General features: G+C 43.9%; 18 protein-coding genes. 16 read left to right on the top strand and 2 right to left on the bottom strand.

Features of this window, described 5'->3' with window-relative positions; all coding sequences use genetic code 11:
• Positions 1-43 precede the first annotated feature (43 nt).
• On the top strand, positions 44-1,024 hold the full coding sequence (locus BM210_RS06995; protein WP_091165980.1) for a 2-hydroxyacid dehydrogenase: 981 nt from the start codon (positions 44-46) through the stop codon (positions 1,022-1,024).
• A 58-nt stretch (positions 1,025-1,082) separates the two neighbouring features.
• Here the strand turns inward: BM210_RS06995 and BM210_RS06990 are convergent, their stop codons facing one another.
• Together BM210_RS06990 and BM210_RS06985 are read right to left on the bottom strand one after the other, a co-directional pair.
• Positions 1,083-2,699: a response regulator gene (locus tag BM210_RS06990; RefSeq protein WP_091165979.1), complete on the bottom strand. Its 1,617-nt coding sequence runs from the start codon at positions 2,697-2,699 to the stop codon at positions 1,083-1,085.
• On the bottom strand, positions 2,680-4,488 hold the full coding sequence (locus tag BM210_RS06985; protein WP_091165978.1) for a sensor histidine kinase: 1,809 nt from the start codon (positions 4,486-4,488) through the stop codon (positions 2,680-2,682). The genes BM210_RS06990 and BM210_RS06985 overlap by 20 nt, the downstream gene beginning before the upstream one ends.
• A gap of 209 nt (positions 4,489-4,697) precedes the next feature.
• Here BM210_RS06985 and BM210_RS06980 point away from each other — a divergent pair, with 209 nt between their 5' ends.
• The 15 genes from BM210_RS06980 (at position 4,698) to BM210_RS06910 (ending at position 25,071) form a co-directional block, all read left to right on the top strand.
• Positions 4,698-5,789 (top strand): mandelate racemase/muconate lactonizing enzyme family protein, encoded by a 1,092-nt coding sequence (locus tag BM210_RS06980; RefSeq protein WP_091165977.1) that lies wholly within the window; start codon positions 4,698-4,700, stop codon positions 5,787-5,789.
• Positions 5,790-5,848: 59 nt separating this feature from the next.
• The gene (locus tag BM210_RS06975; protein ID WP_177237675.1) at positions 5,849-7,189 is read left to right on the top strand and encodes an ABC transporter substrate-binding protein; all 1,341 of its coding nucleotides are present in this window, start codon (positions 5,849-5,851) and stop codon (positions 7,187-7,189) included.
• Positions 7,190-7,215: 26 nt separating this feature from the next.
• Entirely contained in the window at positions 7,216-8,547 is a 1,332-nt protein-coding gene (locus BM210_RS06970; protein ID WP_091165975.1) for an ABC transporter substrate-binding protein, read from the top strand.
• Positions 8,548-8,565: 18 nt separating this feature from the next.
• Positions 8,566-9,444: a carbohydrate ABC transporter permease gene (locus BM210_RS06965; RefSeq protein ID WP_256223298.1), complete on the top strand. Its 879-nt coding sequence runs from the start codon at positions 8,566-8,568 to the stop codon at positions 9,442-9,444.
• A gap of 99 nt (positions 9,445-9,543) precedes the next feature.
• A complete protein-coding gene (locus BM210_RS06960) occupies positions 9,544-10,299 on the top strand; it encodes a carbohydrate ABC transporter permease (RefSeq protein ID WP_256223297.1) in 756 nt (251 codons plus the stop codon).
• A 12-nt stretch (positions 10,300-10,311) separates the two neighbouring features.
• Complete coding sequence (locus BM210_RS06955; protein WP_091165972.1) at positions 10,312-11,304, top strand: Gfo/Idh/MocA family protein; 993 nt, start codon at positions 10,312-10,314, stop codon at positions 11,302-11,304.
• A gap of 29 nt (positions 11,305-11,333) precedes the next feature.
• On the top strand, positions 11,334-12,188 hold the full coding sequence (locus BM210_RS06950) for an aldo/keto reductase (protein WP_177237674.1): 855 nt from the start codon (positions 11,334-11,336) through the stop codon (positions 12,186-12,188).
• Positions 12,163-13,209 (top strand): hypothetical protein, encoded by a 1,047-nt coding sequence (locus tag BM210_RS06945; protein ID WP_091165970.1) that lies wholly within the window; start codon positions 12,163-12,165, stop codon positions 13,207-13,209. Before BM210_RS06950 ends, BM210_RS06945 begins: the two co-directional genes overlap by 26 nt.
• 28 nt (positions 13,210-13,237) lie before the next feature.
• On the top strand, positions 13,238-15,379 hold the full coding sequence (locus BM210_RS06940; protein WP_091165968.1) for an alpha-amylase family protein: 2,142 nt from the start codon (positions 13,238-13,240) through the stop codon (positions 15,377-15,379).
• A 251-nt stretch (positions 15,380-15,630) separates the two neighbouring features.
• Positions 15,631-18,630, top strand: a complete 3,000-nt coding sequence (locus BM210_RS06935) for a glycoside hydrolase family 2 TIM barrel-domain containing protein (protein WP_371263438.1) — start codon at positions 15,631-15,633, stop codon at positions 18,628-18,630.
• Between the two features lie 156 nt (positions 18,631-18,786).
• Complete coding sequence (locus tag BM210_RS06930; RefSeq protein WP_091165965.1) at positions 18,787-20,487, top strand: cache domain-containing sensor histidine kinase; 1,701 nt, start codon at positions 18,787-18,789, stop codon at positions 20,485-20,487.
• Positions 20,469-21,671: a response regulator transcription factor gene (locus tag BM210_RS06925; RefSeq protein ID WP_091165964.1), complete on the top strand. Its 1,203-nt coding sequence runs from the start codon at positions 20,469-20,471 to the stop codon at positions 21,669-21,671. The genes BM210_RS06930 and BM210_RS06925 overlap by 19 nt, the downstream gene beginning before the upstream one ends.
• Positions 21,672-21,826: 155 nt before the next feature.
• Positions 21,827-23,173: an ABC transporter substrate-binding protein gene (locus BM210_RS06920; RefSeq protein ID WP_091165962.1), complete on the top strand. Its 1,347-nt coding sequence runs from the start codon at positions 21,827-21,829 to the stop codon at positions 23,171-23,173.
• A 138-nt stretch (positions 23,174-23,311) separates the two neighbouring features.
• Positions 23,312-24,199, top strand: coding sequence for a carbohydrate ABC transporter permease (locus tag BM210_RS06915; protein ID WP_091165961.1), 888 nt, complete (start codon positions 23,312-23,314; stop codon positions 24,197-24,199).
• A 14-nt stretch (positions 24,200-24,213) separates the two neighbouring features.
• Positions 24,214-25,071 (top strand): carbohydrate ABC transporter permease, encoded by an 858-nt coding sequence (locus BM210_RS06910; RefSeq protein WP_256223294.1) that lies wholly within the window; start codon positions 24,214-24,216, stop codon positions 25,069-25,071.
• Positions 25,072-25,116 lie beyond the last annotated feature (45 nt).

The following is a 25,116-nucleotide window of genomic DNA, read 5'->3' as shown; positions in this document are numbered from 1 at the left end:
GTCCCCTTTTGAACACGAACTATTAGTTTAGGGAGAGGATTTCATGAAGGTTGTTATAACTAGGCGTATACCAGAGAGCATTAAACAGATGTTGGAAAATGATTACAATGTTTATATGTGGCAGGAAGACAATGAGCCGATTCCCTATGAGCTTCTGCTGGAACAAGTCAAGGATGCCGACGCTTTATTTACGAATGTATCTGATCGAATAGATAAACAACTGCTTCAAGCAGCTCCTAACCTGAAGGTGATCAGCACAATGGCAGTTGGATATGACAATATTGATATCGACGAAGCCACGGCAAGGGGGATCTGCGTCGGCCATACGCCTGATGTGCTTTCGGAAGCGGTAGCGGATTTGACCTTTGCTCTCCTGCTTGCAACTGCGCGAAAAGTGGTAGAAGCTATGGACTACATAAAGGAAGGCAGCTGGAGAGGCTGGGGTCCGATGCTTTTAACCGGGCAAAATGTATATAACTCTACAATGGGGATTATCGGTATGGGAGCGATTGGAAAAGGTGTAGCGAGAAGGGCGTCCGGATTTGGCATGAAGGTTTTATATCATAACCGAAGACGAAGAGAGGATGTTGAACAGGAGCTGGGCGTCGAATACTGCACGCTTAACGATTTGCTTCAAGCCTCTGACTTTGTCGTAATGCTGGCGCCAGCCACGCCTGAAACACGCAGAATGATCGGGGAAAGAGAGCTTTCCTTAATGAAGCCGACTGCTATTTTAATTAACACATCCCGAGGAAGCAATATAGACGAATCAGCGCTATGCTCTGCTTTGAAGGAACGGCAAATTTGGGGAGCCGGTTTGGATGTGTTTGAAGTCGAACCGATTCATGCGAACCATCCATTAATCGCTCTTGATAACGTGGTCGTACTGCCGCATATCGGAAGCGCAACCATAGCAACCCGAATGGAAATGGCGGAAATGACTGCCCAAAATATACGGTTGGGACTAAGTGGTGCGAAATTAATTCATACGGTAAACCCTGATGTCTATAATAGGGGTTCTTGAATAGCCAACTGCGTTGAAGAAGTTATTGTAACTATACAGAGAGCCGCCCACAAGGCGGCTATTTTGATTTTCTTTTGTCCTTGATCATGTATTCGGAAGGTTTGAGTCCGGTGACGCTTTTAAACACACGGCAAAAGTAATTTTGATCCGTATAGCCGACTTTGGAGCTAATTTCATAAATCAATAAATCCGGCTGTTTCTCCATCATTTTTTTAGCTAAGCGAATCCGAAATTTAATAATATATCCGGTAATGCTGTCCCCGGTTTCCCGTTTAAACAGCTTGCTTATATAGGTGCGGGACAGATGGAGATGTTTGGAGATATCATGGACTGTTAAATCGTTATGATAATTCATTTCCACATACTGCTTGATCATTTCGATATACTTATGCTCGCTTTGATTCGAATCCAAATAGTCGTATAGGCAAAGCAGCCTTTCTTTTATCGAAACGATGAGCAGTTCTTTCGTTTGCACATTATAAATATCCTGTAAATGAATGAACGATTGCAGCTCGGCAGCGCGTTCAGTTTCTTCAACAATTTTCAAAATAATGCCGATCAGGAATCCCGAACAAATCATTTGCAGATAAGATATGGACTGGTCAAGAGAATGGGCAAGACGGTTTTCGAGCGGCTTCCAGGCATTCAGAACATCATGCTTATTCCCTTTGAGAATAGCTTGAACGATACCCTCAATTTCTTCCACGCTAAAAGATTCGAAACCAAGAGGATGCATTTCAACATCTTCGAAGTGGGATATTTGTTCAAAACCGACCATCGTGCTTGTCAATAAGGCATGCTTGGATTGTTTATGCGATTGCACATAATGGTTAAAATCCACGGAATAGGCGCCAAGACCGATATTGGATGGAATTTCCAAGTAGAAAGCAATATTTTTTATAATGGTCGAGGCGATAGTGGAAGCCCTGGTGCGTACTTCTGCAGCCTCTTTTCCAAAAATCAGCAGAGGCAGCCGGTCATCAACATACCTTACGACATATCCCCCATTTCCGTATTGTGCAATAACTTCTTGTGCAATATTGGATACAGCGTATTTGTATAAATACCAATCGTGCTCGGAAAATGTTTTTTCATTGTTCAAACGGTGCAGCTCCAGAGTCATGATAATACCGCCATGAGTAATATCCGCATTGATATTGAAAAAGTCCAATTTCTGCCGAAGCTCATCACCCTGCTTGACCTTACCACTCACAATATCGAATATAAACTGTTCTCTTAGAACAGGCAGAGCGTCTTGCAGCTGTTTTTGTGTAGCTTGGAAGTATTGATTGTGATTTTTGGCCAATACGAATTCCTCCAGCACTTGTCGAATGACAGGGATGATCTCGGAGTGGACGATTGGCTTCAAAAAATAATGAGATACTTTTAATTGAACAGCCTCTTTGGCGTAGTCGAATTCATCGTATCCGCTAAGAATGATGATCGGGATTTGGGAGTTCACCTCCCTTATTTTTTTGACCAGCTCCAGACCGTTCAGATTGGGCATGCTGACATCAGTTAGCACCAGGTCGGGATGATGAGATTGATATTGCTGCCAGCCATCCAGCCCATCCTCAGCTGTGATCAAAGAATCAATTCCCAGATCAGCCCATGGAATCGTTTTTTTAAGGGCATTAATGCTGAATCTTTCGTCGTCAACTAGCAGAGCTTTCATGGACAATGTTCCTTTCGTCGGTAGAATAAACAATCGGGAGGTTGATGATCACTTGAGTTCCTTGGGAAGCAAGATTACGCATCTCGACACCAAAGGCAGAACCAAAATGCAAACGAATTCGCTCATCGACATTTTTAGCGCCATATCCGCTGGACAACATCCCGGGTTTCCATTCTTCGCTGTCTGATTGGAGGTGTAATCCGCGCCCATTGTCTTCAATAATAATTTGATAATGAGTAAGACTTGTTATTTGTGTATAAATGCGAATTTGGGAATCTCGTTCACCAGCCCATCCTATGAATCCGTGTTTAATAGAGTTTTCGATAAAAGGCTGCAAAATAACCTTGGGTATTAAGCATCGTTTCAGATCAGCATCCACCGATTCCGCATAAGAAAACTTCTCTGGAAACCGAATGAGTTGGATATCCACATAAGCCAGACAATGCTCCAATTCTTCCCGCAGCGTTACAAAGGTGTACCCTTTGTTCAGACCGATTCGGAACAGGCTGGCCAGTCGATTGGCTACAAGACTGATTTCGTCAATTCCTTTTTCAGCCGCCATGCAATTGATAATATCCAACGTATTGTATAAAAAGTGCGGATTAATTTGATTTTGCAAAGCACGAAGCTCCGCCTCGCGTTTTAAAGCGTGTTCATGATGAAGGTTGTTGATATTTTCCTTCAGTTTCTCGGCCATCCTGTTAAAGCTAATATGAAGCTGATTGAATTCAAATATAAAATGCTGTTTTTTCGGTGATGAATAAATTTCGGCTTCGATATTTTTAAACCCCATCAATATATTTCCAATAGGAGAGATCAAACGTCCTGACAAGAAGGTAGCAACGATAAAAATAAGGAGCAAGCCGGAGATGCCGACAAGCATCACGTAATGGCGGAACTCAAACAGAATTTGGTACATATTATCAAACGGTATAATCTCTACGATCCCCCAATTTGAATATTTATTCGGGAAATTGATATAAAGGGATTGCCTCTTGCCGAGATTGATTTGGAAAATACCTCGATCTAATTGATGTGACAGCTCTACGATTCGCGTCCAATCCCCTTGATCCAGCTTGTATTCATTTTGCAAAGGATTCAGCTCGGTCATTAATCTTCCCTCGGTGTCCAACAAAAGGAACATCTGATCTCCCATATCCTTATTTGTATCTGAACGTATCACATTTTGCAGTAATTCTACATTCATATTCAGTTCTACATAACCGATGGATTCTCCACTGCGATTATAGATGTGCGTAACATAGGTCAATACTTGCTTTTTGTTGGGCGAATTGCTTTTATCGGATTCCGTGTGGGATTCGATCCAGATGGAGTTGAAGGAGTCTAGCCGTTTTAATTCCTTTTTCCAAGGAATGCTCTCCAGCGTTTGAAGGTGGCTGCCAACCTTGGGGCGTGGTATGAATTTGTCACTGTACACATGGATACTGCTGATTTTGGAGTTGGAGTAAATGATCCCATTTAACCAATCCTCCAAATCTGTGCGCATGGTGAAATATTGATACGTATTGGAATAATCATTTTCCAGAGCTTCTCTGAGCTTTTCATGGATGGAAATATTTAATGCCGTACTTTCCATGTTCTCAACCAGATTCATAATCCGCGATTGGTAGTTATACAGAAGCTCCAGCTTAGCGCCCCCAAGTTCACGAGTAATAATCTTAGAGATGATTTGATAATTCAATAAACTCACGCTTAGTATAAAAAAACTGCATAAAAGAATTAGAAGCATGAAAAGTAAAGGCTTCAAACGGATTTGAAAAAATTTCATTTGGAATCCTTCCTTCTTGTTGATAATGGATCATTCGTTCGGATCTTTCAACTCACTTTCATTGTAAGAGGGGATCAACTTACATGCAACAGGTGGAGTCGATCTTATCCGATTTTGTGCTAGTTTAGGATACATAAGCATAGTTTCAGCCTGTTTTTTATGTTGTATAGTAAAAATGTAAATCCGGTACATACGAAGGGAATGAGACCATGAAAATTAAAAGTATTGAAACATTTTCAACGAAAGAGGTCAGCTTTGTAAGGCTTCGTACAGATGAAGGACAGGAAGGATACGGGCAGATTTCGGCCTGGAACGCGAATATTTCTACGCTTGCCCTGCATCAGCAGATTGCCCCTATCGCGCTCGGAAGCGATCCCCTTGATATTGAAGGACTGGTCGAGCGTTGTTTTTTAAAGGAATACAAATTCCCAGGTGCATTTACAACTCGAGCGATCGGAGGGCTGGATACGGCGTTATGGGATCTTAAAGGAAAAGTGGAAGGGAAAAGCGTATGTCAGCTTTTAGGCGGAACCCGCAAGACCATTGATGCCTACGGCTCAAGCATGCGCAGAGACATTACCCCCAAGGATGAGGCGGAAAGAATGATCCGTCTACAAGATAAACATGGTTTTCGTGCTTTTAAAATGAGAGTGGGAAAGGTTTTTGGCAATGATGTCGATCAATGGCCAGGTCGTACGGAAGAACTGATTTCGACGGTACGTCGTGCTGTTGGGGACAAGACCGTACTGCACGCCGATGCAAATAGCGCCTTTACACCTAAGAGAGCCATTGAGGTGGGACGTATGCTGGAGCAGCTTAATTTCTGGCATTTTGAGGAGCCGTGTCCTTTTCCAGAGCTGGAATGGACAGCGGAAGTGGCGCAGGCCCTGGATATACGAGTATCAGGAGGGGAACAGGACACCTGCATATCCCACTGGAACCGGATGGTTCAGATGCGCGCTGTTGATATCGTTCAACCGAATATTTCTTATGTGGGGGGACTATCCAGAGCATTGAGAGTAGCCAAGATGGCAGACAAAGCCGGTTTACTGTGCACACCTCACAATGCAAATTTAACGATGACGCTCGTATTCACACTGCATATGCTGGGCGCAATCGATAATGCCGGTCCGTTTATGGAATATACCATTGAGCATGATCCGTGGGCGGTTAATTTATTTGATCCTGTTCTTGAAGTAAAGGATGGTAAAGTAGCCATTCCTGATGGCCCTGGCTGGGGAGTCACGATCAATCCTCAATGGTTGGAAAAAGCAGACTATAAGATCAGTCAGATAGACTAATTGGATACGGAATAGGGATAGAGTATTTCACAATTATTATGAAGCGAAAGGGTGTTAATATGAAAAAGATTTTTACCGTGATGATGACGGTATGCTTGGGCCTTGTTTCGGTAGGCTGTACGGGCAGCGGCACAGCGCCGAAAGCAAATGAAGCAAGTACTGGATTACCTGGAGCAACCGGAACGACCACAACGTCAAAAGACAGCGGGAAGGTAACAGAAGTGCGGGTAAGCTGGTATGGAGACGCGAATCGCACGAAGATTTATAATGACACCTTTGATATTATCCAAAAGAAATTACCGGATCTAAAGCTCGTAAGGGAGTTCGCTGCTTCGGGCGAATATTGGACCAAGCTGAACACGCAGGTGGCCGGCGGCAATGCCCCGGATTTGATGATTTTCACCTTGGATACACTTTATGATTTTGCCAAAAGAGGCCAACTGTTGGACCTTCAGCCGTTTGCAGACCAAGGAATTATTCACTTGAATGATTTTAATCCCGCCATCGTGAACAGTGGTAAAGTAGACGGTAAACTGTATACGGTTTCACAAGGGAATTCCATACTCGGAAGCTACTATAACAAAGACTTGTTTAAAAAGGCGGGAGTCAGCGAACCGGATCTGAATTGGACCTGGGACGACTTCTCCAAAGCCATGATAGCGATCCATACTTCTCTTGGCAAAAATGTTTGGGGAAGCGAGGATTTGGCAGGGGTCAACAATGTATTTCAGACTTTTCTGAAACAGAAAAACAAGGATCTGTATAAAGAAGACGGCAGCCTGGGCTTTGAAAAATCAGATATGATTGAATGGTTTACACTTTGGGACAATATGAGACAACAAGGTGGAATTCCACCAGCGGATATTTCGGCGGAATATAAAGGTAAAAACGAAGTGGAAAGCATATTGGCCGCTGGTAAGGTAGCTGTATCGATGAGTGCTTCCAACCGCCTGAAATTGTTTCAAAATGTAATGAAGGATGAACTCGGGATGGTACGCGTCCCCAATGTCAAAGGCGGAACCCAATTTGATCTTCTGGCAGGTGTGTATATGGGGATTTACACCAAGTCGAAGTTTCCGAAGGAAACGGCCCGAATTATTGACGCATTTGCAAATGACTCGGAAGCTGCCAAGGCGTTTGGTCTTCTATATGGCCCTGTTGGCTCCAGTAAAGTGATGAAAGAGCTTGAACCGAGTATTGATCCTCTCATGAAAAAGGTTAATGATTTCCAAGTAACCGTCAGTAAAAACGTGCTGCCTACCGTTCCCTATCCGACTGGAAGCAACGCTGTGAATAAGCTCCTTAGCACTGAAAATGACGCCGTTGCTTTCAAACAAAAAACGGTCGCTCAATCGGTGGATGACTTCTTTACTGAAGCTCAAAAAATATTGAAGAAGTAATAACGGAATCAAAGGGGACATGTTGAATGAAAAAGCTATGGATCACTTCTTTGGCTATTTGCTTGACCTTGATGTCTGCAGGATGCTCTGGCAGCAGCTTGCCGAAGGCAGAAACAGCTCCGGCTCCGACTGCAAACGAAAAAAAGGACACGAAGGAAACACCAGCCGCTGTTAAGGAAGTACGCGTCAGTTGGTATGGAGATGCTAACCGCACGAAAGTATATAACGACACGTTTGACATCATTCAAAAGAAGCTTCCGCATATCAAAATTATTCGGGAATTCGCCTCTTCTGCTGAATATTGGAACAAATTGAACACCCAAGTGGCTGGTGGCAATGCGCCGGATCTGATGGTATTTACGCTGGACAATATTAATGATTTTGCCAAACGCAATCAGCTGCTGGATCTTCAGCCTTTTGTTGATCAAGGGGTCATTGATATCAAAAGCTTTAACCCTACTATAGTGGATAGTGGAAAAGTCAACGGCAAGCTGTATTCAGTCTCTCAGGGCAATTCGATTAAAGCCAGCTATTACAATAAGGCTATGTTTAAGAAAGCGGGTGTTAGCGAGCCAAGCTTTGATTGGACCTGGGAGGACTATTCCAGATCGATGATTGCCATCCATGATGCTCTTGGTAAAACGGTCTGGGGCAGCGAGGATATGGGAGGCACAAGCAACCTCATGCAGGCCTTCTTTAAGCAAAGAGGCAAAGATTTGTATAAAGAGGATGGCAGCCTTGGCTTTGAGAAAGCCGATATGATCGATTGGTTTACCATCTGGGATACGATGCGCCAGAAGGGTGGGATACCGCCTGCGGATGTGTCGGCTGAATATGCAGGCAAAAACGAGGTAGAGGGCATACTGGCATCAGGAAAAGTGGCTGCAACGATGAGTTCCTCCAACCGCATGAAATTGTTTCAGGATGTCATGAAGGATGAGTTGGGTATTGTGAGAGTACCGACGACCAAGGGTGGTACCGAATTTGATTTGCTGGCGGGTGTTTACTCTTCGATCTACGTCAAATCCAAGGTTGCGAAGGAAACGGCTGAAATTATTAATCTGTTCGTGAACGACCTGGAGGCGGCTAAAGTGTTTGGCGAGCTGTACGGTCCTGTAGGCTCAACGAAAATTATGAAGGACATTGAGCCATTTATAGATCCATCCTTAAAGAAAGTAAATGAATTTCAAATAGCGGTCAGCAAAAATGCGCTACCTACTGTTGCTTATCCTACTGGCAGCAATGCCGTTAATAAGTTAATCAGCACCGCGAATGAAGCGATTGGTTTTAAGCAAAAGTCAGTCAGTCAAGCGGTCGATGATTTCTTTGTGGAAGCGCAGAAAATATTAAAGAAATAATGAATGAAGGGGAATGAAATGAAGCTAAAAGATTATGGAGCCGCTTATTTGTTTTTAACGCCATGGTTAATCGGGCTTTTTGTGTTCAGCTTATTTCCCATTGCCGCATCCTTGTATCTGTCCTTTACGTCCTATGATATGCTCAATCCGCCAGTATGGAGCGGGATGGAAAATTTCCATAATATATTTACGGATAAACGTTTTTTTCAGTCCCTTCAGGTAACCTTGACCTATGTATTATTTGGTGTGCCGATGGAGCTTATATTCGCTTTGACACTAGCGATTGTTTTGAATTATAGCGTAAGCAAAGCTGTCAATGTATATAGAGGTATCTACTACATTCCATCTCTTATTGGCGGCAGTGTATCCGTTGCGCTGCTGTGGAGGCAAATCTTTGGCAGCGACGGCTTAATCAATCAAGGGCTGGAATGGTTCGGAGTAGCCGGTACAAGTTGGATTGCAAATCCGAGCACAGCGTTAATTACCATAATCATTCTTAAGGTATGGCAGTTTGGCTCGCCTATGGTTATTTTTTTGGCAGGCTTGAAGCAAATACCTAAAGAATTGTATGAGGCCGCAGAAATCGATGGAGCGGGCAGGAGACAAAGCTTTTTTCAAGTGACACTGCCGCTGCTTACTCCCGTTATTCTGTTTAATCTGATTATGCAATTGATCGGTTCCTTCCAAGCGTTCACACCAGCGTATATTATTAGCGGAGGCAACGGCGGGCCTGTCAATTCTACCTTGTTTTATACGCTTTATTTGTACCAACAAGGTTTTCAAAATTACCAGATGGGTACGGCGTCAGCCATGGCATGGATTTTATTGCTGCTCATCGCGCTTTTTTCAGCGGTTACCTTCTGGTCATCCAGACGATGGGTACATTACATGGAATAGGAGGGACAGACCATTAGCTCTTCAAGGGGACTCAATCGTTACTTATATCACACAATTATCATCATTTGCTCATTTGGGATGCTGTATCCGTTTTTATGGATGCTAAGCAGTTCGTTTAAGCCCCAGGATCTTATTTTCCAAGACCTGAGCTTATGGCCCAAGCAAGTAACTATCATCAATTATATAAAAGGCTGGATCGGGTTCTCTGGAACCTCCTTCGGTACATTTTTTACGAACTCCTTGTTTATCGCAGTGGTTTCCATCTTAGGTAATTTAATAAGCTGCTCACTTGCCGCTTACCCTTTTGCAAGGATGGAGTTTCCGCTGCGCAAATTCTGGTTCGCTATTATGCTGTTAACCATCATGCTGCCGCATCATGTGCAAATTATTCCACAATATATTTTGTTTAAAGAGCTTGGCTGGATAAATACGTATTATCCGCTGCTTGTTCCGCGTTTTTTTGCACTGGACCCCTTCTATATTTTTTTGATGGTCCAATTCATGAGGGGCTTGCCCAAGGAGCTCGATCATGCCGCTACGGTAGACGGCTGTGGTAAATTTCAAATTTATTGGAGATTGATTTTACCTTTATCGCTTCCGGCTTTGGTAACCACGACCATATTTACATTCATTTATACGTGGAATGATTTTTTTGGCCCGTTGATCTATATCAGTGAAGTTAAGGAGTTTACGGCCACCTTAGGACTTAGTTTGTTTATTTCTTCAGGAGAGGGCAAGTCGGAATACGGTCAGCTGTTTGCGATGTCGATGTTGTCTTTGATTCCCTTGTTCACCATCTTCGTCTTCTTTCAAAAATATTTGGTTGAGGGAATTGCTACGTCTGGAATTAAATAACAGGAGGAAGAAATGGCGCAAAAAACAGTTAAAATCGGGCTTGTCGGTCTTGGTGGTCATATGGTTGGCAATTTGATATTGCGTTTGTTGGTGCTGCCAGTGGAAATTGTCGCCGTATGTGATCTTAACCCGGAGCGGATTTCCTTAGTCGAAAAGAAGTTTTTCATTCCAAGGAGCTATACCGATTATCGGATTATGCTGCAAGAACAACAGCTGGACGCTGTCATCTGTTCCGTTGATGCGCAAACGCATTATGAGGTTGCCAAGCTGGCGATGCTTTCTGGAACGTATGTATTCATTGAAAAAACACCTTGTAGCACCGTGGCGCAAGCAGAAGAATTGGCGGAGCTTCAAAAACAGACACAATGTTATGCGATGGTCGGGTTTAATCGGCGTTTTGCCACTACCTATCTAATGGCCAAGGATATTGTTAAGCTTCCCGAATTTGGCGGGGTGCATATGTATCAAGCCAAATATCATGCATCTCCCTATGGCTCGCAAGCTTCGTTTATATTCAATCATATTGTCAACCATCTGGATCTTGCCCGATTTTTCTTGGGAGATATGCGGATCACACATGCGGAGCATTTTGAGCTGGATAACAGGCGATTTGGCTACAACATTACGTTCGTTACTGAGCTCGGAACGATTGGAAATATTCAATCGGCTTCTGTTCAGGATATGACCATTCCTGTGGAGCGGGTGGAGTTAATCGGCAGCGAACGTAATGTGATTGTCGATAATTTGAAAAATATCGAGTACAACCGGCCCGGACAAATGAATGGTGGTTATGAACATGCATCTTTAAGAGGTGAAGGCAATACATTAATTTGGAATGTCAATCACGGCCTGCATACAAGCTTTACTTATTTAGGCTATGATCTGGAATTAAAAGAGTTTATTCGAGCCGCAGCCGAACGGAATGAGCCAGTTGTCCATATGGAAGATACGATGAAAACGATCAGGTTGATTCATCAATTTAATGATTTGCTGCAAAGCTCATAACGGCTAGTGGAGATAAGGAGTGTATAGGAGTGGAATATGGTACTTTCGGAAAGACAGGCGTTTCGGTTAGCCGTATTGGCTTTGGCGGTGCACCGGCAGGGTTAAAAAATTACCTGCAGTCTTATGATCCTGACGCCGAGACAGATCGAAATCAAATCTTGAACGCGATCGACGCCGCTTTATTGGCAGGCATTAACTATTTCGATACGGCCCCGGGTTATGGCAATGGAAAAAGTGAAGAAATGTTGGGCTATGCACTACAAGGCCATAGATCCAACGTATTCCTCGCCAGTAAATCGGGGATTTGCGGAGCAGATGAGCTGCGTCGTTCCGTCGAGAACAGCTTGATTCGATTACAAACAGACCAGCTCGACTTTCTACAAATTCATGGCACCAGCTATACCGATGATGCTGTCCGCACCATTCTTCAGGGGGGGATGCTGGAGCAAATGCTTCAATTGAAGGCGGAAGGGTTAGTCCGTTTTATCGGTTTCACGAGCGAAGACAATAATGCTGCCGTATACGAATTCATCCAAAGCGGACAATTTGATATGATGCAAATTTGCTACAATTTGTTCATGCAGCATGCCTACGATGCAAATAGGCCGTTCGGCAGCATATTGGAAGCGGAGAAGGCAGGGATGGGCATTGCCGTCATGCGCACCACAACTTCGGGATTATTTAGCCGTTGGATGCAAGTGGCGAACCCTCACAATACATTTGATTATACAGAAGCTTTAATCCAGTTCGTATTGTCCAATCCTTATGTGGATGTAGCCTTAATCGGGATGCGGACCGCTGAGGAAGTCAGGAAAAACGCTGCAATTTGCGAGCATGTATCCGGAAGGATGGATTTGCGTGACTTATTCACCTACTACCGCTAATGTCGATTTGAACGAGGGAGCACTGGATAAGATCGATGCGTACATGCATATCGGCACACCGAGGTTCGGTTCCGTCCGGAATATTTTTCACACCTTGGATACTTACCGTATTTCCCGTGCGGTCGTTGTTTTGGGCCCTTTAGTTCCCGATCTGGAAAGCTTGTTCCAAGCTATGAGAGAACGTCCCGATCGCATTCGTGGAGTGGGCATACCCTTCGGAGCCGATGCCGAACAGCGCTTGGAATTAACCCGCACTCAGGTTGAAGCTGGCGTTATCGGCATGCGCTTGTCTTATGAGGAATGCTTGGCGACCCCAGGCATCATGGAGCTGCTTGGCGATCAGGGAAGGTGCATTTACGCGCTCAACCCTGTAGGGAGCTCCGAGGCAGCAGAGTTTTATTTAGCGTGGTTGTCCCGCTACCCTGATTCCTTTATCGCCGCGCCGCATTTTTTGAATACCAGCTTCAGCTGGCGTGAAAGGAACAAGCTGGATAGCAGCTGCCTGGAGCTGCTTCAGCATCCGCGGTTTTATGCCATATTGTCCAGACAAGGAGGCAATGGAACCACGGAGCCGTACCCTCATCCCGATTACTTAACCTGGGTAGAATTCGTCATTGCCCATTGCGGTTGGGACCGTATCGTGTGGGGAAGTGAATTTCCGGTATATCTGTGGCGCAATGAAACGTATTCCCAATGTGCTTCATGGTTATCGGATTTGCTTCCAGGGACCGTATATCCCCGCCTTCAAGCCTTTTGGTCGGGGAACGCGCAGAGGCTGCTGTTCGAGACGCCCGCACCCCCAACCGGAAATGTTGCCATTCCAGAGTGGTTGCAATCGCAGTTTGCAGGAATCAGGAACCGTACGGTTCCATTGATTCAGAATACGACACTGGATCTTCCGGGCGATTTATACTATCGGCTGTTGGAGCGTTACCTGGAATCGGAGGATTTTGCCGCAGAACGGCCATTTAATGAGTTTTTCAAAAGCTTGCTTGGGGCCTTGTTAAAGGAAAATTACTAGCTACTATTTTGAAGCTGAGGTGAATCATTTGAGTAAAACAGATTGGTTCAATAAACGAGGAAGAGGCATCCATCTTACTATCCGGGATATCGATTGCGACAATTATGATGCTGAACAGATGGCAAAGGATTTCCATGAGATGCATGTATCGTTCTTCAGTTTTTTTGCTGGAGGTTACGTAAGCACCTATCCGACAAATTTGGATCTGCAAAGAGAAAGTCCTTACTTAAACGGTAAAGATGTCACAGGTGAGATTGTTGAGGCCGCGCATCGCTACGGCATCAAAGCGGTTGCTATGATTGATCTGGGAATTTTACCGAAAAAGGCTGCTTTGCAAAATCCGCATTGGTGCTCGGTTGATGGCAACGGCAATCTGTATGAGTCTACGGACGGTTTCTATGTAAGCTGTCCTCTCGGAGGCTACCAAAAGGACTATGCCGTCCAAATCGTAAGAGAAATCATCGAGAAGTACGATGTAGACGGAATCAAATTCGGAGGCGCGAGCTACGGCTTTAAATCGTCGGGAATTTGCTACTGCCGCAACTGCCGGACAGACTTTAAGGAATCCACAGGCTTGGACCTGCCAACGGCTAAGGACAGGACGAGTCCCGTTTGGACCCAATTTACACGTTGGAAATTGAAGAAGACGACGGCTTGTGTCAAGTATTTGATGGATGTAGTTAAAAGCGTCGATCCCGACATGCCTGTATTCGGGAACAGCGTCTGCTTTGGCGACCCCGAGTGGACGGTAGGATCTTCACTCGATGTGGAACAAATGTCCAACTATCAAAGCGCCATACAAGTGGAGGCTCAGACTCGGTTTAAGCTGGATGCGTCCGGCCAAGCCCAGTGGCAATCACTCCGCTGGACAGGTGAAGAAGCAAGGTATATGTCCTCTGTTACGGACAAACCGATTTGGGTTGTCGTATCCTACTTCATGGCATGGCCGTGGAGAAGGAGCGCGATGACACCTGTCGAGCAAAAGGTATACCTGGCCCAAATCGCCGCCAACGGCGCTATGCCGATGGTGAATTTATCGGGAGGGCCGCCAAAGGTACATGAAGATCCAAGAGGTTTTATCGCTATGAAGGAATTGTTCGAATTCCATGACAAGCACAATGATTATTATGATGGGGACGTATCGGCTGCCAACATAGCGATCATCTATTCAGCGGATACGCTGAACTTCTACGAGCCGGGCAATCACGATAGCCACGACCATTATGTTGAATGTATTCGCGGAGTAGAGCAATCGCTTCTGGAAGCGCACATCCCGTTCGATATTATTTCTACGCAAACGCTCTCGGATGAAATGTTGAATAAATATAAGACGGTTATTCTCCCGTCCATGGCATGCATGGGCGAGCAGGAAGCCGAAGCGATTCGTCGCTACTCCGCGAGAGGCGGAGGCGTTATCGCTACGGGTGAAACTTCTTTGTTCGATTTGGATGGGGCTAAACGGAACGACTTTTTGCTGAAAGATGTGTTCCAAGCCGAATACAACGGAGTCACTCTCCAAGTCAATGGAAAGCATACTGGGGAAGTCATGCAGGCCTACATGAACATTCAGGACAGCACACATCCACTCGTTCAAGGACTGGAAGAAACGAGTGTTGTGCCTATTGCTTATGACTACTGCACAATCAAAGTGAGCATAGACCGGACGGTAGTACCACTGACCTTATCTGCGCCGTTCCGAGTGTTTCCGGAGGGATTATCGTATACGGTTGAACCGGATACTGGGGCAGCGATGGCGGTTTTGTCAGAAAATGACACGAAGGGACGGACAGTGTATTTTCCCCACCGAATCGACCGGTTGTTCTGGCAGACGGGTATCCCGGATTTGAAGCAGCTGTTGGTCAATGCTGTTTTGTGGTCGATGCATGGAGAGGTTCCTATTGTAGTTTCCGCACCCGTTACCTGTGAAGTTTCTCTTAGAAAAAAGGGTAACAAGATCATGGTGCATCTCATTAACTTGACGGGTGGTAGAAGGGTTTTCAATGAACTTGTTCCTCTACATGGCTTATCCGTAGGCATCAAGGAGCCGTCTGTTGTCAAAGCTTATTTATTATCTACTGGAGAGTCATTGGAGATTAGGAAAAGCAATGATTTAAGTCAGGTTACCGTGGAAACTTTAAAGGATTACGACGTTGTCGTCTTTGAGGTATAGGCATTCCTTCTCATCCCGTCCCTATGCATGTATGGGGATGGGATTTTTCTTCTGAACTGTGCAACAGCCAACTAAAGTGAAAAGCGATCAGATGGCCTTTGTATGCTCAGCATGATTGTTAAAAAATACACTTATTCCAAACATCTGTCGGTTCCAATATCGTTGGCATCGATTTAAAATGATCATGCATGAAACGGAGCTGGCTACTGTTGGCAGCTTAATTAACGTTAGGGGCGATTCCATTGATTAATGTGACCCGATACTGGGAAGATCTTAAAATTTTACAGGTAAACAGGGAAGCTCCCAGAGCCTACTATATTCCCTATGGTGAAGCGGAAGCGGCTTTGAGCGGAAAACGTGGACGTTCCCCTTATTACCAAACCTTGAACGGACGATGGAAGTTCCAATATCAATCCAGCGTCAAGGATGTTGAAAATGGCTTTTATGACGTTGCAACGGATGTAAGCGCTTGGGACGATTTGACGGTTCCGTCCTGCTGGCAGGTAAAAGGGTATGATCAACTGCAATATACGAACGTAAATTATCCATTTCCCTGTGATCCTCCATTTGTGCCTAATGAGAATCCAGCTGGGTTGTATGTCAGGGAGTTTAATATTTCTGAAAATTGGAAGGGAAAAGAAAAATATGTCGTGTTCGAGGGAGTCAACTCCTGCTTTTATCTCTGGATCAATGGCGAATTTGTAGGCTACAGCCAAGGCAGCAGGGTACCAGCGGAGTTCAACATTTCCCCTTATATCCAAAGCGGTAAGAACCGAATGGCCGTAATGGTATTAAAGTGGTGTGACGGCACCTATATAGAGGATCAGGATCTCTGGAGGTTTTCTGGTATTTTCAGAGACGTTTATTTACTTGCAAGAGATCAGAATCACATTGTGGATGTATTCAACAAGCAGGAGCTATCGGATGATTGCCAAAAGGCTGTATTCAGATGTGAGTTACAAACTACGAGCCCTTTGGAGATTAATGCGCAGTTAAGAAATGCCAAGGGTGACGTTGTACACGAAGGAAAAGCAATGATTGACCGTAAGGGAAGCCTGGAATTTGAGGTTCTGGAGCCCGTTCTTTGGAATGCAGAAAATCCTTATTTATACAGTCTTTATATTTACAGCGGGGATGAAGTGCTCCTATTCAAGGTAGGTTTTAGAAAAGTTGAAATTAAAGACGGCGTGTTTAGGATAAATGGGACTGCTGTGAAGCTAAAAGGTGTCAACCGCCATGATTCACATCCTGTGCTTGGGCAAACGATTCCAATTAACCATATGATCAAGGACCTTGTGCTTATGAAGCGTCACAACGTGAATACGATTCGAGCCTCTCATTATCCTAACGATCCGCGTTTTCTGGATTTATGCAATGCATATGGTTTTTACCTGATTGATGAAGCAGACCTGGAATGCCATGGCGTACTGCATGCAGGCGATTATCATATGCTAACCCGGAATCCGGATTGGGAGCATGCTTTTCTGGAGCGGGCTATCCGAATGGTGGAAAGGGACAAAAACCATCCTTCCATCGTGATGTGGTCCCTCGGTAATGAGTCTGGATACGATATGAATCATATGGCGATGGCAAGATGGATTAAAGGCAGGGACACGTCACGACCGATTCACTATGAAGGCGTAGACCCGCGACATAAAGGAAGCCCCAACACAGAGGTCATCGATGTAGAAAGTCGGATGTATTCTTCGCCTGCATACATTGAGAATTATGCCAAAGATGAGAACAGCACGAAACCGATGTTTTTATGCGAATACAGCCATGCCATGGGAAATGGACCTGGAGATCTGAAGGATTATTGGGATATCATTTACAAGTATCCAAAGCTGATGGGCGGTTGTGTTTGGGAGTGGTCTGATCATGGAATCAAGACTCAGTCCGCCAATGGCACACAATATTTTGCTTACGGGGGCGATTTCGGAGATCAGCCTAACGATGGCAACTTTTGCATAGACGGTCTTGTTGGTCCAGACCGGAAACCACATACAGGGCTGTTGGAATTAAAGCAGGTCATTGCGCCGATCCGTATTGAAGCCGAGGATCTGAGCAAAGGCGCGATAACCGTAACGAATTTGTTCGATTTTACCATTTTATCCCATATGGAATTGACTTGGAAGATCGAGAAGGACGGACAACTTATGGATCAAGGAGAGCCGATCCAGCTTCATGCTTTACCTCATACTGCCCAACAGGTGAGCATACCTTATGCGATACCTTCACAATCCCATAGTCGTTATTTCCTAACGGTTTCTTGCAGGTCCAAGTGGGATACCCGATGGGCTGAAGCAGGTCATGAAATTTGCTTTGGTCAGTTCGAGCTCCCCGTCCATAGGCTGCAGGAGCATAAGGCTCAATCCATACCGGCCATTCATGTGAACAGTAGTGGGCATCAGTTGAGCATTGAGGGATTTGATTTCAAGCATATATTCGACATGTACAACGGTGTGTTTATTAAGGTAACCAAGCATGGATTGGATATGATCGATTCTCCGGTTAAATTTAACATTTGGCGGGCTCCAACCGATAACGATCGTAAGATTAAACACAGCTGGATGGAAGAGGGCTATGACAGAGCGACTATGCATGTGTACAGCTCTGAGATCACGAACCAAACGGATACATCGGTGGAGATCGAGGTCAAATTTTCCTTAGGTGGATATATTAAAATTCCTATTCTGCATGGCGTTGCCCTCTGGAAAGTAGATGGCACAGGTGAAATTTCACTGCAAGTAGACATCACTGTAAGAGAAAGTCTTGTGTTTCTTCCACGTTTCGGGCTGCAGCTTACTATGCCTCAAGGAACAGAAGAGGTGGAGTATTTCGGGCTGGGGCCGCATGAGAGTTACATCGACAAACGTCAAAGTGTGAAAAAAGGGAAATATCTCCTGACGGTTGACGAGATGTTCGAAAACTATATTATGCCTCAGGAGAACGGATCGCGTTATGGAACCGAGTGGGCAATCGTGTCCAACGAACAGGGAATGGGGTTGAAATTCTCAGGTTCGGATGATTTCTCTATTCATGCCGCGCATTATACACCAGAGGATCTTACCAGGGCCGCCCATGACTATGAGCTTGTCAGACGACAAGAAACGATAGTTCACCTTGATTACAAGATAAGCGGTGTAGGCTCCAATTCCTGCGGACCAGAGCTTCTGGAACCTTATCGTTTGGATGAAAAGGAGTTCAAATTCGAAATTAGAATCAAGCCTATTTTCAAAGAGGATGAATAAACAATGGTGTGGTGATGTTCCCTGAGCAATTAGCTTGGGGGGAATCACCCCTATTTGTTAGAAAATGAACCTTATGTAATAAACTAAGAGTGGAATCAACAAACATAAATCGTTATACTACATTATAACTATTCATGATCTTAAAGCAGGTGAAGTATGAAATACCGATTTTCGTCTGAAAAGCTCCCTTACCGGTTTCAATTATCCAAAAGTGTACAAGCCAGGCTGATTATTTTTTTATTGATCGTGGCAATTTTGCCTTTAATCACTCTTGGTTATTTTTCTTATAATAAGTCATCCCAGGTTGTGAATTCACAATTTGGGAACTATGGCTTATACGCCGTACAACAGCTTAGGCTTCATCTGGACACCAACTTAAAGCAAATGGAAAATATCACTGGAAATATATTGGCTTATTTGACTTCTACACCTATTGTAATCGAGGATGAGGATATTCAGACTTACAGCCAATATACAGATGAAAGAGATCTGAAAAGACTGCTCGCATCTTATACAAATTCGGATATCATAAGCGTAAATATCGTTACAAAATCAGGGAAAATCTATGGGAACGATTTGATTAATGCTCAGAAGCTTATGAATTCCAATTTATGGAATAATGTATCGGAGCCTACTATTAAACGCAATAAGATTATTATTCATCATCCTGACTATTACTCGTCCACATCCGTAAATTATGTCATTAGTTTAGTTGTACCTATACAAAAACAATTCAGGCTACCGGAAGGAAGTCATATTTTAATCGAAATGAAAGCGGATTCAATCCTAGGGTTATTTCGCAATTTTGAACACGATTTGAAAGCGCATCTGCAAATTCTTGATCAAAACAGAGGTGTCTTGCTACAAACCTCTACTGATTATTCATTTGCTGATAACGATATCATATGGTCGGATCAGTTGGATACGAATGGGTGGATCATTGAAGCCAGATTGCCGTATAAGCAATTTTATGAATCTTCCAGTGTCATTTTGAAATATTCGTTGCTTGTTTCTTTACTTGCGCTTGTATTGGTTGTGGTTATGGCGGGTATATTTTCTTCGCGGTTTACTAGGCCCATTAAAGAATTAGCTAAATCGATCAAGAGATTCGGTCAAGGGGATCTTTCCGTTCAAACCCCGATTACGACCTCCGATGAGCTGGGATATCTGGGAGATGCCTTCAATCGGATGACAGAACAAATCAAACAGTCCGTACACGAAATCAGCCTTAAAGAAAAACTTAAAAGTGAAGCTGAATTGAGAGCGCTCCATTATCAAATTAATCCTCATCTGCTATTCAATACATTAAACAGCATTCAGTGGAAGGCGAGATTAGCCCACCAGCCGGATATACAAAATATGCTCGTGCATTTAGTAGCCGTGTTGGAGGCAAGCTTTAATTTTAAGCAGTCGCTTGTACCGCTTAAAATGGAGCTTGAAGTGGCACAGCATTTTCTGGAAATTCAACGGTACAGATATGGAGATGTTTTCAACGTTGTATTGAGTGTGGAGCCTGAGCTGGAGCACTGCCTAATACCTCGAATGGTGCTTCAACCCTTGTTAGAAAACATCTTTTTTCATGCTTTTACAGATGGTAGGGGTCAATTGCAGCTTACGATAACTTCCTTACGGCAGAACATTTGCATGGAGCTTACCGATGACGGTTTGGGCATTAAACCACAGCATCTGGAATATATCCGAAGCGGTCACAAAATTCCCGATAAGCAGGGCGGGTTAGGTTTGCGGAATGTCGACGAACGATTTAAGCTGCATTTTGATTTACAGTACAGGATGAACATTGAATCAGAGAGAATGAAAGGAACGAGGATGATGATCACATGGCCGAAATTGCTGTAGACACGGTTTTAAAAGTGATGATTGTTGATGATGAACAGTTGGTCAGACAAGGTCTGCGCATGACCGTGGATTGGGGAAAACATCAGATGACGGTCGTTGCCGACTCTGCAAACGGTTTACTTGGTTGGGAGTCATTCCAGAAGCATCGGCCGCACATTGTCATTACCGATATAGTGATGCCTGAGATGGACGGAATCGAGTTGGCCAAACGAATCCTGAAGATTCATCCGGAGACTAAGATACTGTTTTTGAGCTGTCACCGCGATTTTAGCTTTGCCAAGCAAGGTATTCAACTCGGTATTTCCGATTACATAGTAAAAACCAATTTTGATGATGCACAGATGGACGAAAGCTTGGCAAAAATACGTCAGGAATTGGTTCTTCACCAACAAGAACACGCTTCTGTCCTGACGCAAAAAGATCAAGACAGCAGAGATAACCTTTTGCAAACATGGTTAATGGAAAAGAAACAATCGGCCGCTGCTCAATTGAAACAGCATTTGGACACGGATTGGAAATGGACGGTTTCCGGGGGACATGTATTCCATCTGTTTATGAACAAAGCTGATGATGAAGACGAGAAAGATTTGAATTTACTGGAGGAAGTGATTCAAACCTTTCCAATTGTATACGATGAGGGCATCCTTTTTCTAAAAAATGGACGGGACTCGTTGTTTTTGTTTTGTGGTTCAGATCTTTTGAATGCTTGCAAAAATGATTTGCTAGCCATGAAATTGAACAAGCCTTGGCTGCATTGGAGAAGCGAGGGGAATATCCAGGATGCGTCGGGCTGGATGATGGCGACTGAAAAAATGCATCGACTTCGGCAAATCGAGACGCAAATCGAATTACGCAACGGGATTCATAAGGATGATGTGCTTAGGGCGATTGATTTTATCGATCAGCATTTGCATTTGGATATTCGGGCTGCCGATCTGGCTAACCGTATAGGCGTCAGCAGAAGCTATTTCAGCACGATATTCAAAGAAGAGGTAGGCTGCAGCCTGATCACATTTATTTCTGACCGTAAACTCAAACGGGCCAAAGATTTACTGCGTCTGACCGATCTTCGAACGGATGAAATAGCCGAGCAGGTGGGCATTCAGGATGCCAAATATTTTTCCAAATGGTTTAAAAAATGCGTCGCTCAAACTCCCAGTCTATACCGACATCAAACAAAATAACGAAATGATGGAACAAGATTACGACAACCTCCTGAACGTCAGGAGTGTTTTTTTATTTTTCAAAAATAGTACACTATAATCAAACGAACGTCAGTTTGAAAGCACTTTCAGACCAACTATGATAAAGAAGAACAAAATAAGGAGGGTAATGAAAAATGAAAAAGAAAAGTTGGTCGTTACTGCTGGTCCTCTGCATGTTTTTCTCTATCATGGCCAGTGCATGTTCCAATTCAAGCAGCAATAATGCAGAATCCGCAAAGCCCGGTGAAGCCGCCAAAGCTGCAGATACGGGTAAAAAAACGAAGCTGGTCGTTTGGATATGGGAATCAGCCAAAACCGGTATTGATTTGAACATGGAAGAATTTAAGAAGCAATACCCGAATATTGAGGTTGAATTTCAGTTGATGAAGTCATCGGACTTGTATCAAAAGTATTTGATCGCTTCCAACACCGGAGATGCTGTACCGGATATTGTTTCATTGGAATCTACCAATCTTTCTCAAATGGTGCAAATTGATTCCTTGCTGGATATAACTTCCCGCGTTCAGCCTTATAAGGACAAAATGAATGCATACAAATGGGAAGATGCGACAAAGGACAATAAAATCTATGCAATGCCGTGGGATAGCGGCCCTGTTGTGATGTTTTATAGAAATGATGTGTTTGCAAAAGCAGGCCTTCCTACGGATCCAAAGGAAGTTTCACAAAAAATCCAGACCTGGAACGATTACTATGAAGCGGCGAAGCTGATTAAAGAAAAAACCGGTGTTCTGATGTATGGAGACTCGAAAACAAATTCGAGCAACCGTGTATTCGAATCCATGATGTGGCAGCGCGGTTTGTGGTACTTCGATAAGCAGGGCAATGTATCCGTAGATTCGCCTCAGATAAAAGAAGTAGCTGATTTTCTGGTCAAAATGCAAAAAGAAGGGCTCGTATTTGATGCTCGCGCTAATACTGACCCTTGGGGTAATGCAATCAAAGAGGGTAAATTTGCTACCGTGGTCGGAGGCTCTTGGCATGATGCGACCATCGAGCAGCAGTATGCTCCTGGAGATAAGGGAAAATGGTCCGTTGCTATGATGCCTAAATGGTCCAAGGATGATAAATATGTGAGTGCCAACCAAGGCGGCTCCAACATGGCTATCAACAAAAATTCCAAGAATCCTGAGGAAGCATGGAAATTCATCGAATTTATGCTGGGTAAGGACAGTTCTCAAGCAAAAATGATGACAAAAGCAGGATTGTTCCCAGCACTGAACACGGTGTACAGCAGTTCGGATATGGACGCGCCATCCGCCTATTTCAACAACCAGCCAGTCCTGAAAATGTATGCAGAGTCGTTAAAACAGACGTTCCCGCTTGCTTACACTTCTGATTTTCCATTAGCCAATAAAATGATGACGGACGTTTGGGCGCAAATCTTTTTAAACAATACACCTTCCGACAAAGCTTTAAAAAGCATGGCTGACGAGCTTAGACAAAAGACGAAAAGAAAGTAAGTACAAAATAACTATTCAATATCGACAGGAACCACTGAGGGAGAGTCATGTTCATTCGAACGAATGTGAATCAGCATGAGTTCGATGGGGATGATGCCCCCTTTTGTTTTGCTATGCAAAACTTTTAGGAGGAAAGCTATGAGAACCACAAGCTGGAAGTGGCAGTTTCGACTCGCTCCTTATTTCTACGTATCGCCATACTTTTTGTTATTTATCCTGTTCTCTTTATATCCGATTATTTATTCCTTTTATATAAGCCTCACGGATTGGAACGGTTCTAAAGTGAAGTCGTTTATTGGATTGCAAAATTATACGACTTTAATGCATGATAACCATTTCTGGTTGTCTTTATGGAACAGTGCTGTCATCTACGTGATTTACGTGCCTATCATGCTTTTTTTGGCGCTTGTTTTTGCCAGTCTGCTTAATGCCAACTGGATGGTCGGCAAAGGGTTTTTCCGTATGGCGTTGTTCGTCCCGAATTTTGTATCGGTTGTTGCCGTATCCTTCGTATTTGTTTTGATATTCAACACGCAGGATGGACTTATGAATTCGCTGCTTATGAATTTGGGTTGGGTGGATAACCACATTCCGTGGCTGGAATCACCGAGCTGGGCTCGGTTTACTGTCGCAATGATGGTTTTGTATCGGTGGCTCGGCTACAATATGCTGCTGCTGATCACAGGACTGCAAAGCATCCCCAAGGATTTGTATGAGGCCGCATATGTCGATGGCGCCACCAAAATTCAAAGCTTCTTTCTGATCACCATTCCTCTGGTTAAACGGATTTTACTTTTTTGTACGATTTTGTCCACGATTGGCACATTTTCATTGTTTACCGAACCGTTCATTTTAACTAAGGGTGGCCCTTTGAACTCCACGTTAACTCCTGTTTTGATGCTGTATAACGAGAGCTTTCAAAATTTCAACTTCGGTTATGCCTCTTCGATTGCCGTATGTTTCTTTATTCTCATGATGCTGGTCTCGTTAGTTCAATTACGCCTGTTTGATGACAAAAATGGATAAGGGGGGAGAAGGACGTGCAGACCTCGGCTAAACAGAGTTACAGCTGGAATCGTAAAAATGAATTAAACACAATTCTTATGTTTATTATCATGACTGTTGTTTCCGCCATTATGTTATTTCCATTTTTTTGGCTGCTTAGTTCTTCATTAAAAGCAGTAAGTGAAATATTTGTTAATCCTCCCATATGGATTCCCGCAACCTTGCATTGGGAAAATTTCGGGGAGCTGTTTGCGAAAAGAAGCTTTGGCATCATTACGTGGAACAGCGTGCTGCTCTCCACGACCTTTACTGTTGCAACGCTGTTCCTGTGCAGCTTAGGTGGTTATGCGTTTGCCAAATACGAATTCCGTGGAAAACAAATTTTGTTCGTTTTTGTATTAGCTTCATTAATGATCCCTCATGAAGCGACAATGGTACCGCTGTTTGTGATCTACAAGCAGCTCCATTTAATTGATAATATTTGGGGCGTCATTCTTCCCGACCTTGCCAATGCGTTTGGTATTTTCTTTATGCGACAATACTGTCGTTCACTGCCGGATGAGATGCTGGAAGCGGCACGGATTGATGGGTGCTCTGAATTTACGTTGTTCAGAAAAGTGGTGCTGCCTAATTTGAAATCGGCTTTTGCAGCTTTGGGCATTATCTTGTTCGTTAAGCAGTGGAACAATTTTTTGTGGCCGGTCGTTATTCTTAGATCCAAAGAGAACTTAACACTTGCCGTAGCCATCAAAGCACTTGAAGACAGCAATTATACACCGTATCACTTGATCATGGCTGCTTCGGTTATTAGCGTCTTACCACTGCTTATTGTCGTACTCGTTTTTCAAAAGCAGCTGATTTCCGGATTGACTGAAGGATCTGTCAAAGGATAATCGATATCGGCGAATGTTGAGTTGATCCCATAGAGAGGTGGAGGA

This window comes from Paenibacillus sp. 1_12 (assembly GCF_900114475.1).
Lineage (GTDB): Bacteria > Bacillota > Bacilli > Paenibacillales > NBRC-103111 > Paenibacillus_S.
The sequence above is the reverse complement of the archived record's forward strand: the minus strand, read 5'-3'. Positions and strand labels throughout refer to the sequence as shown.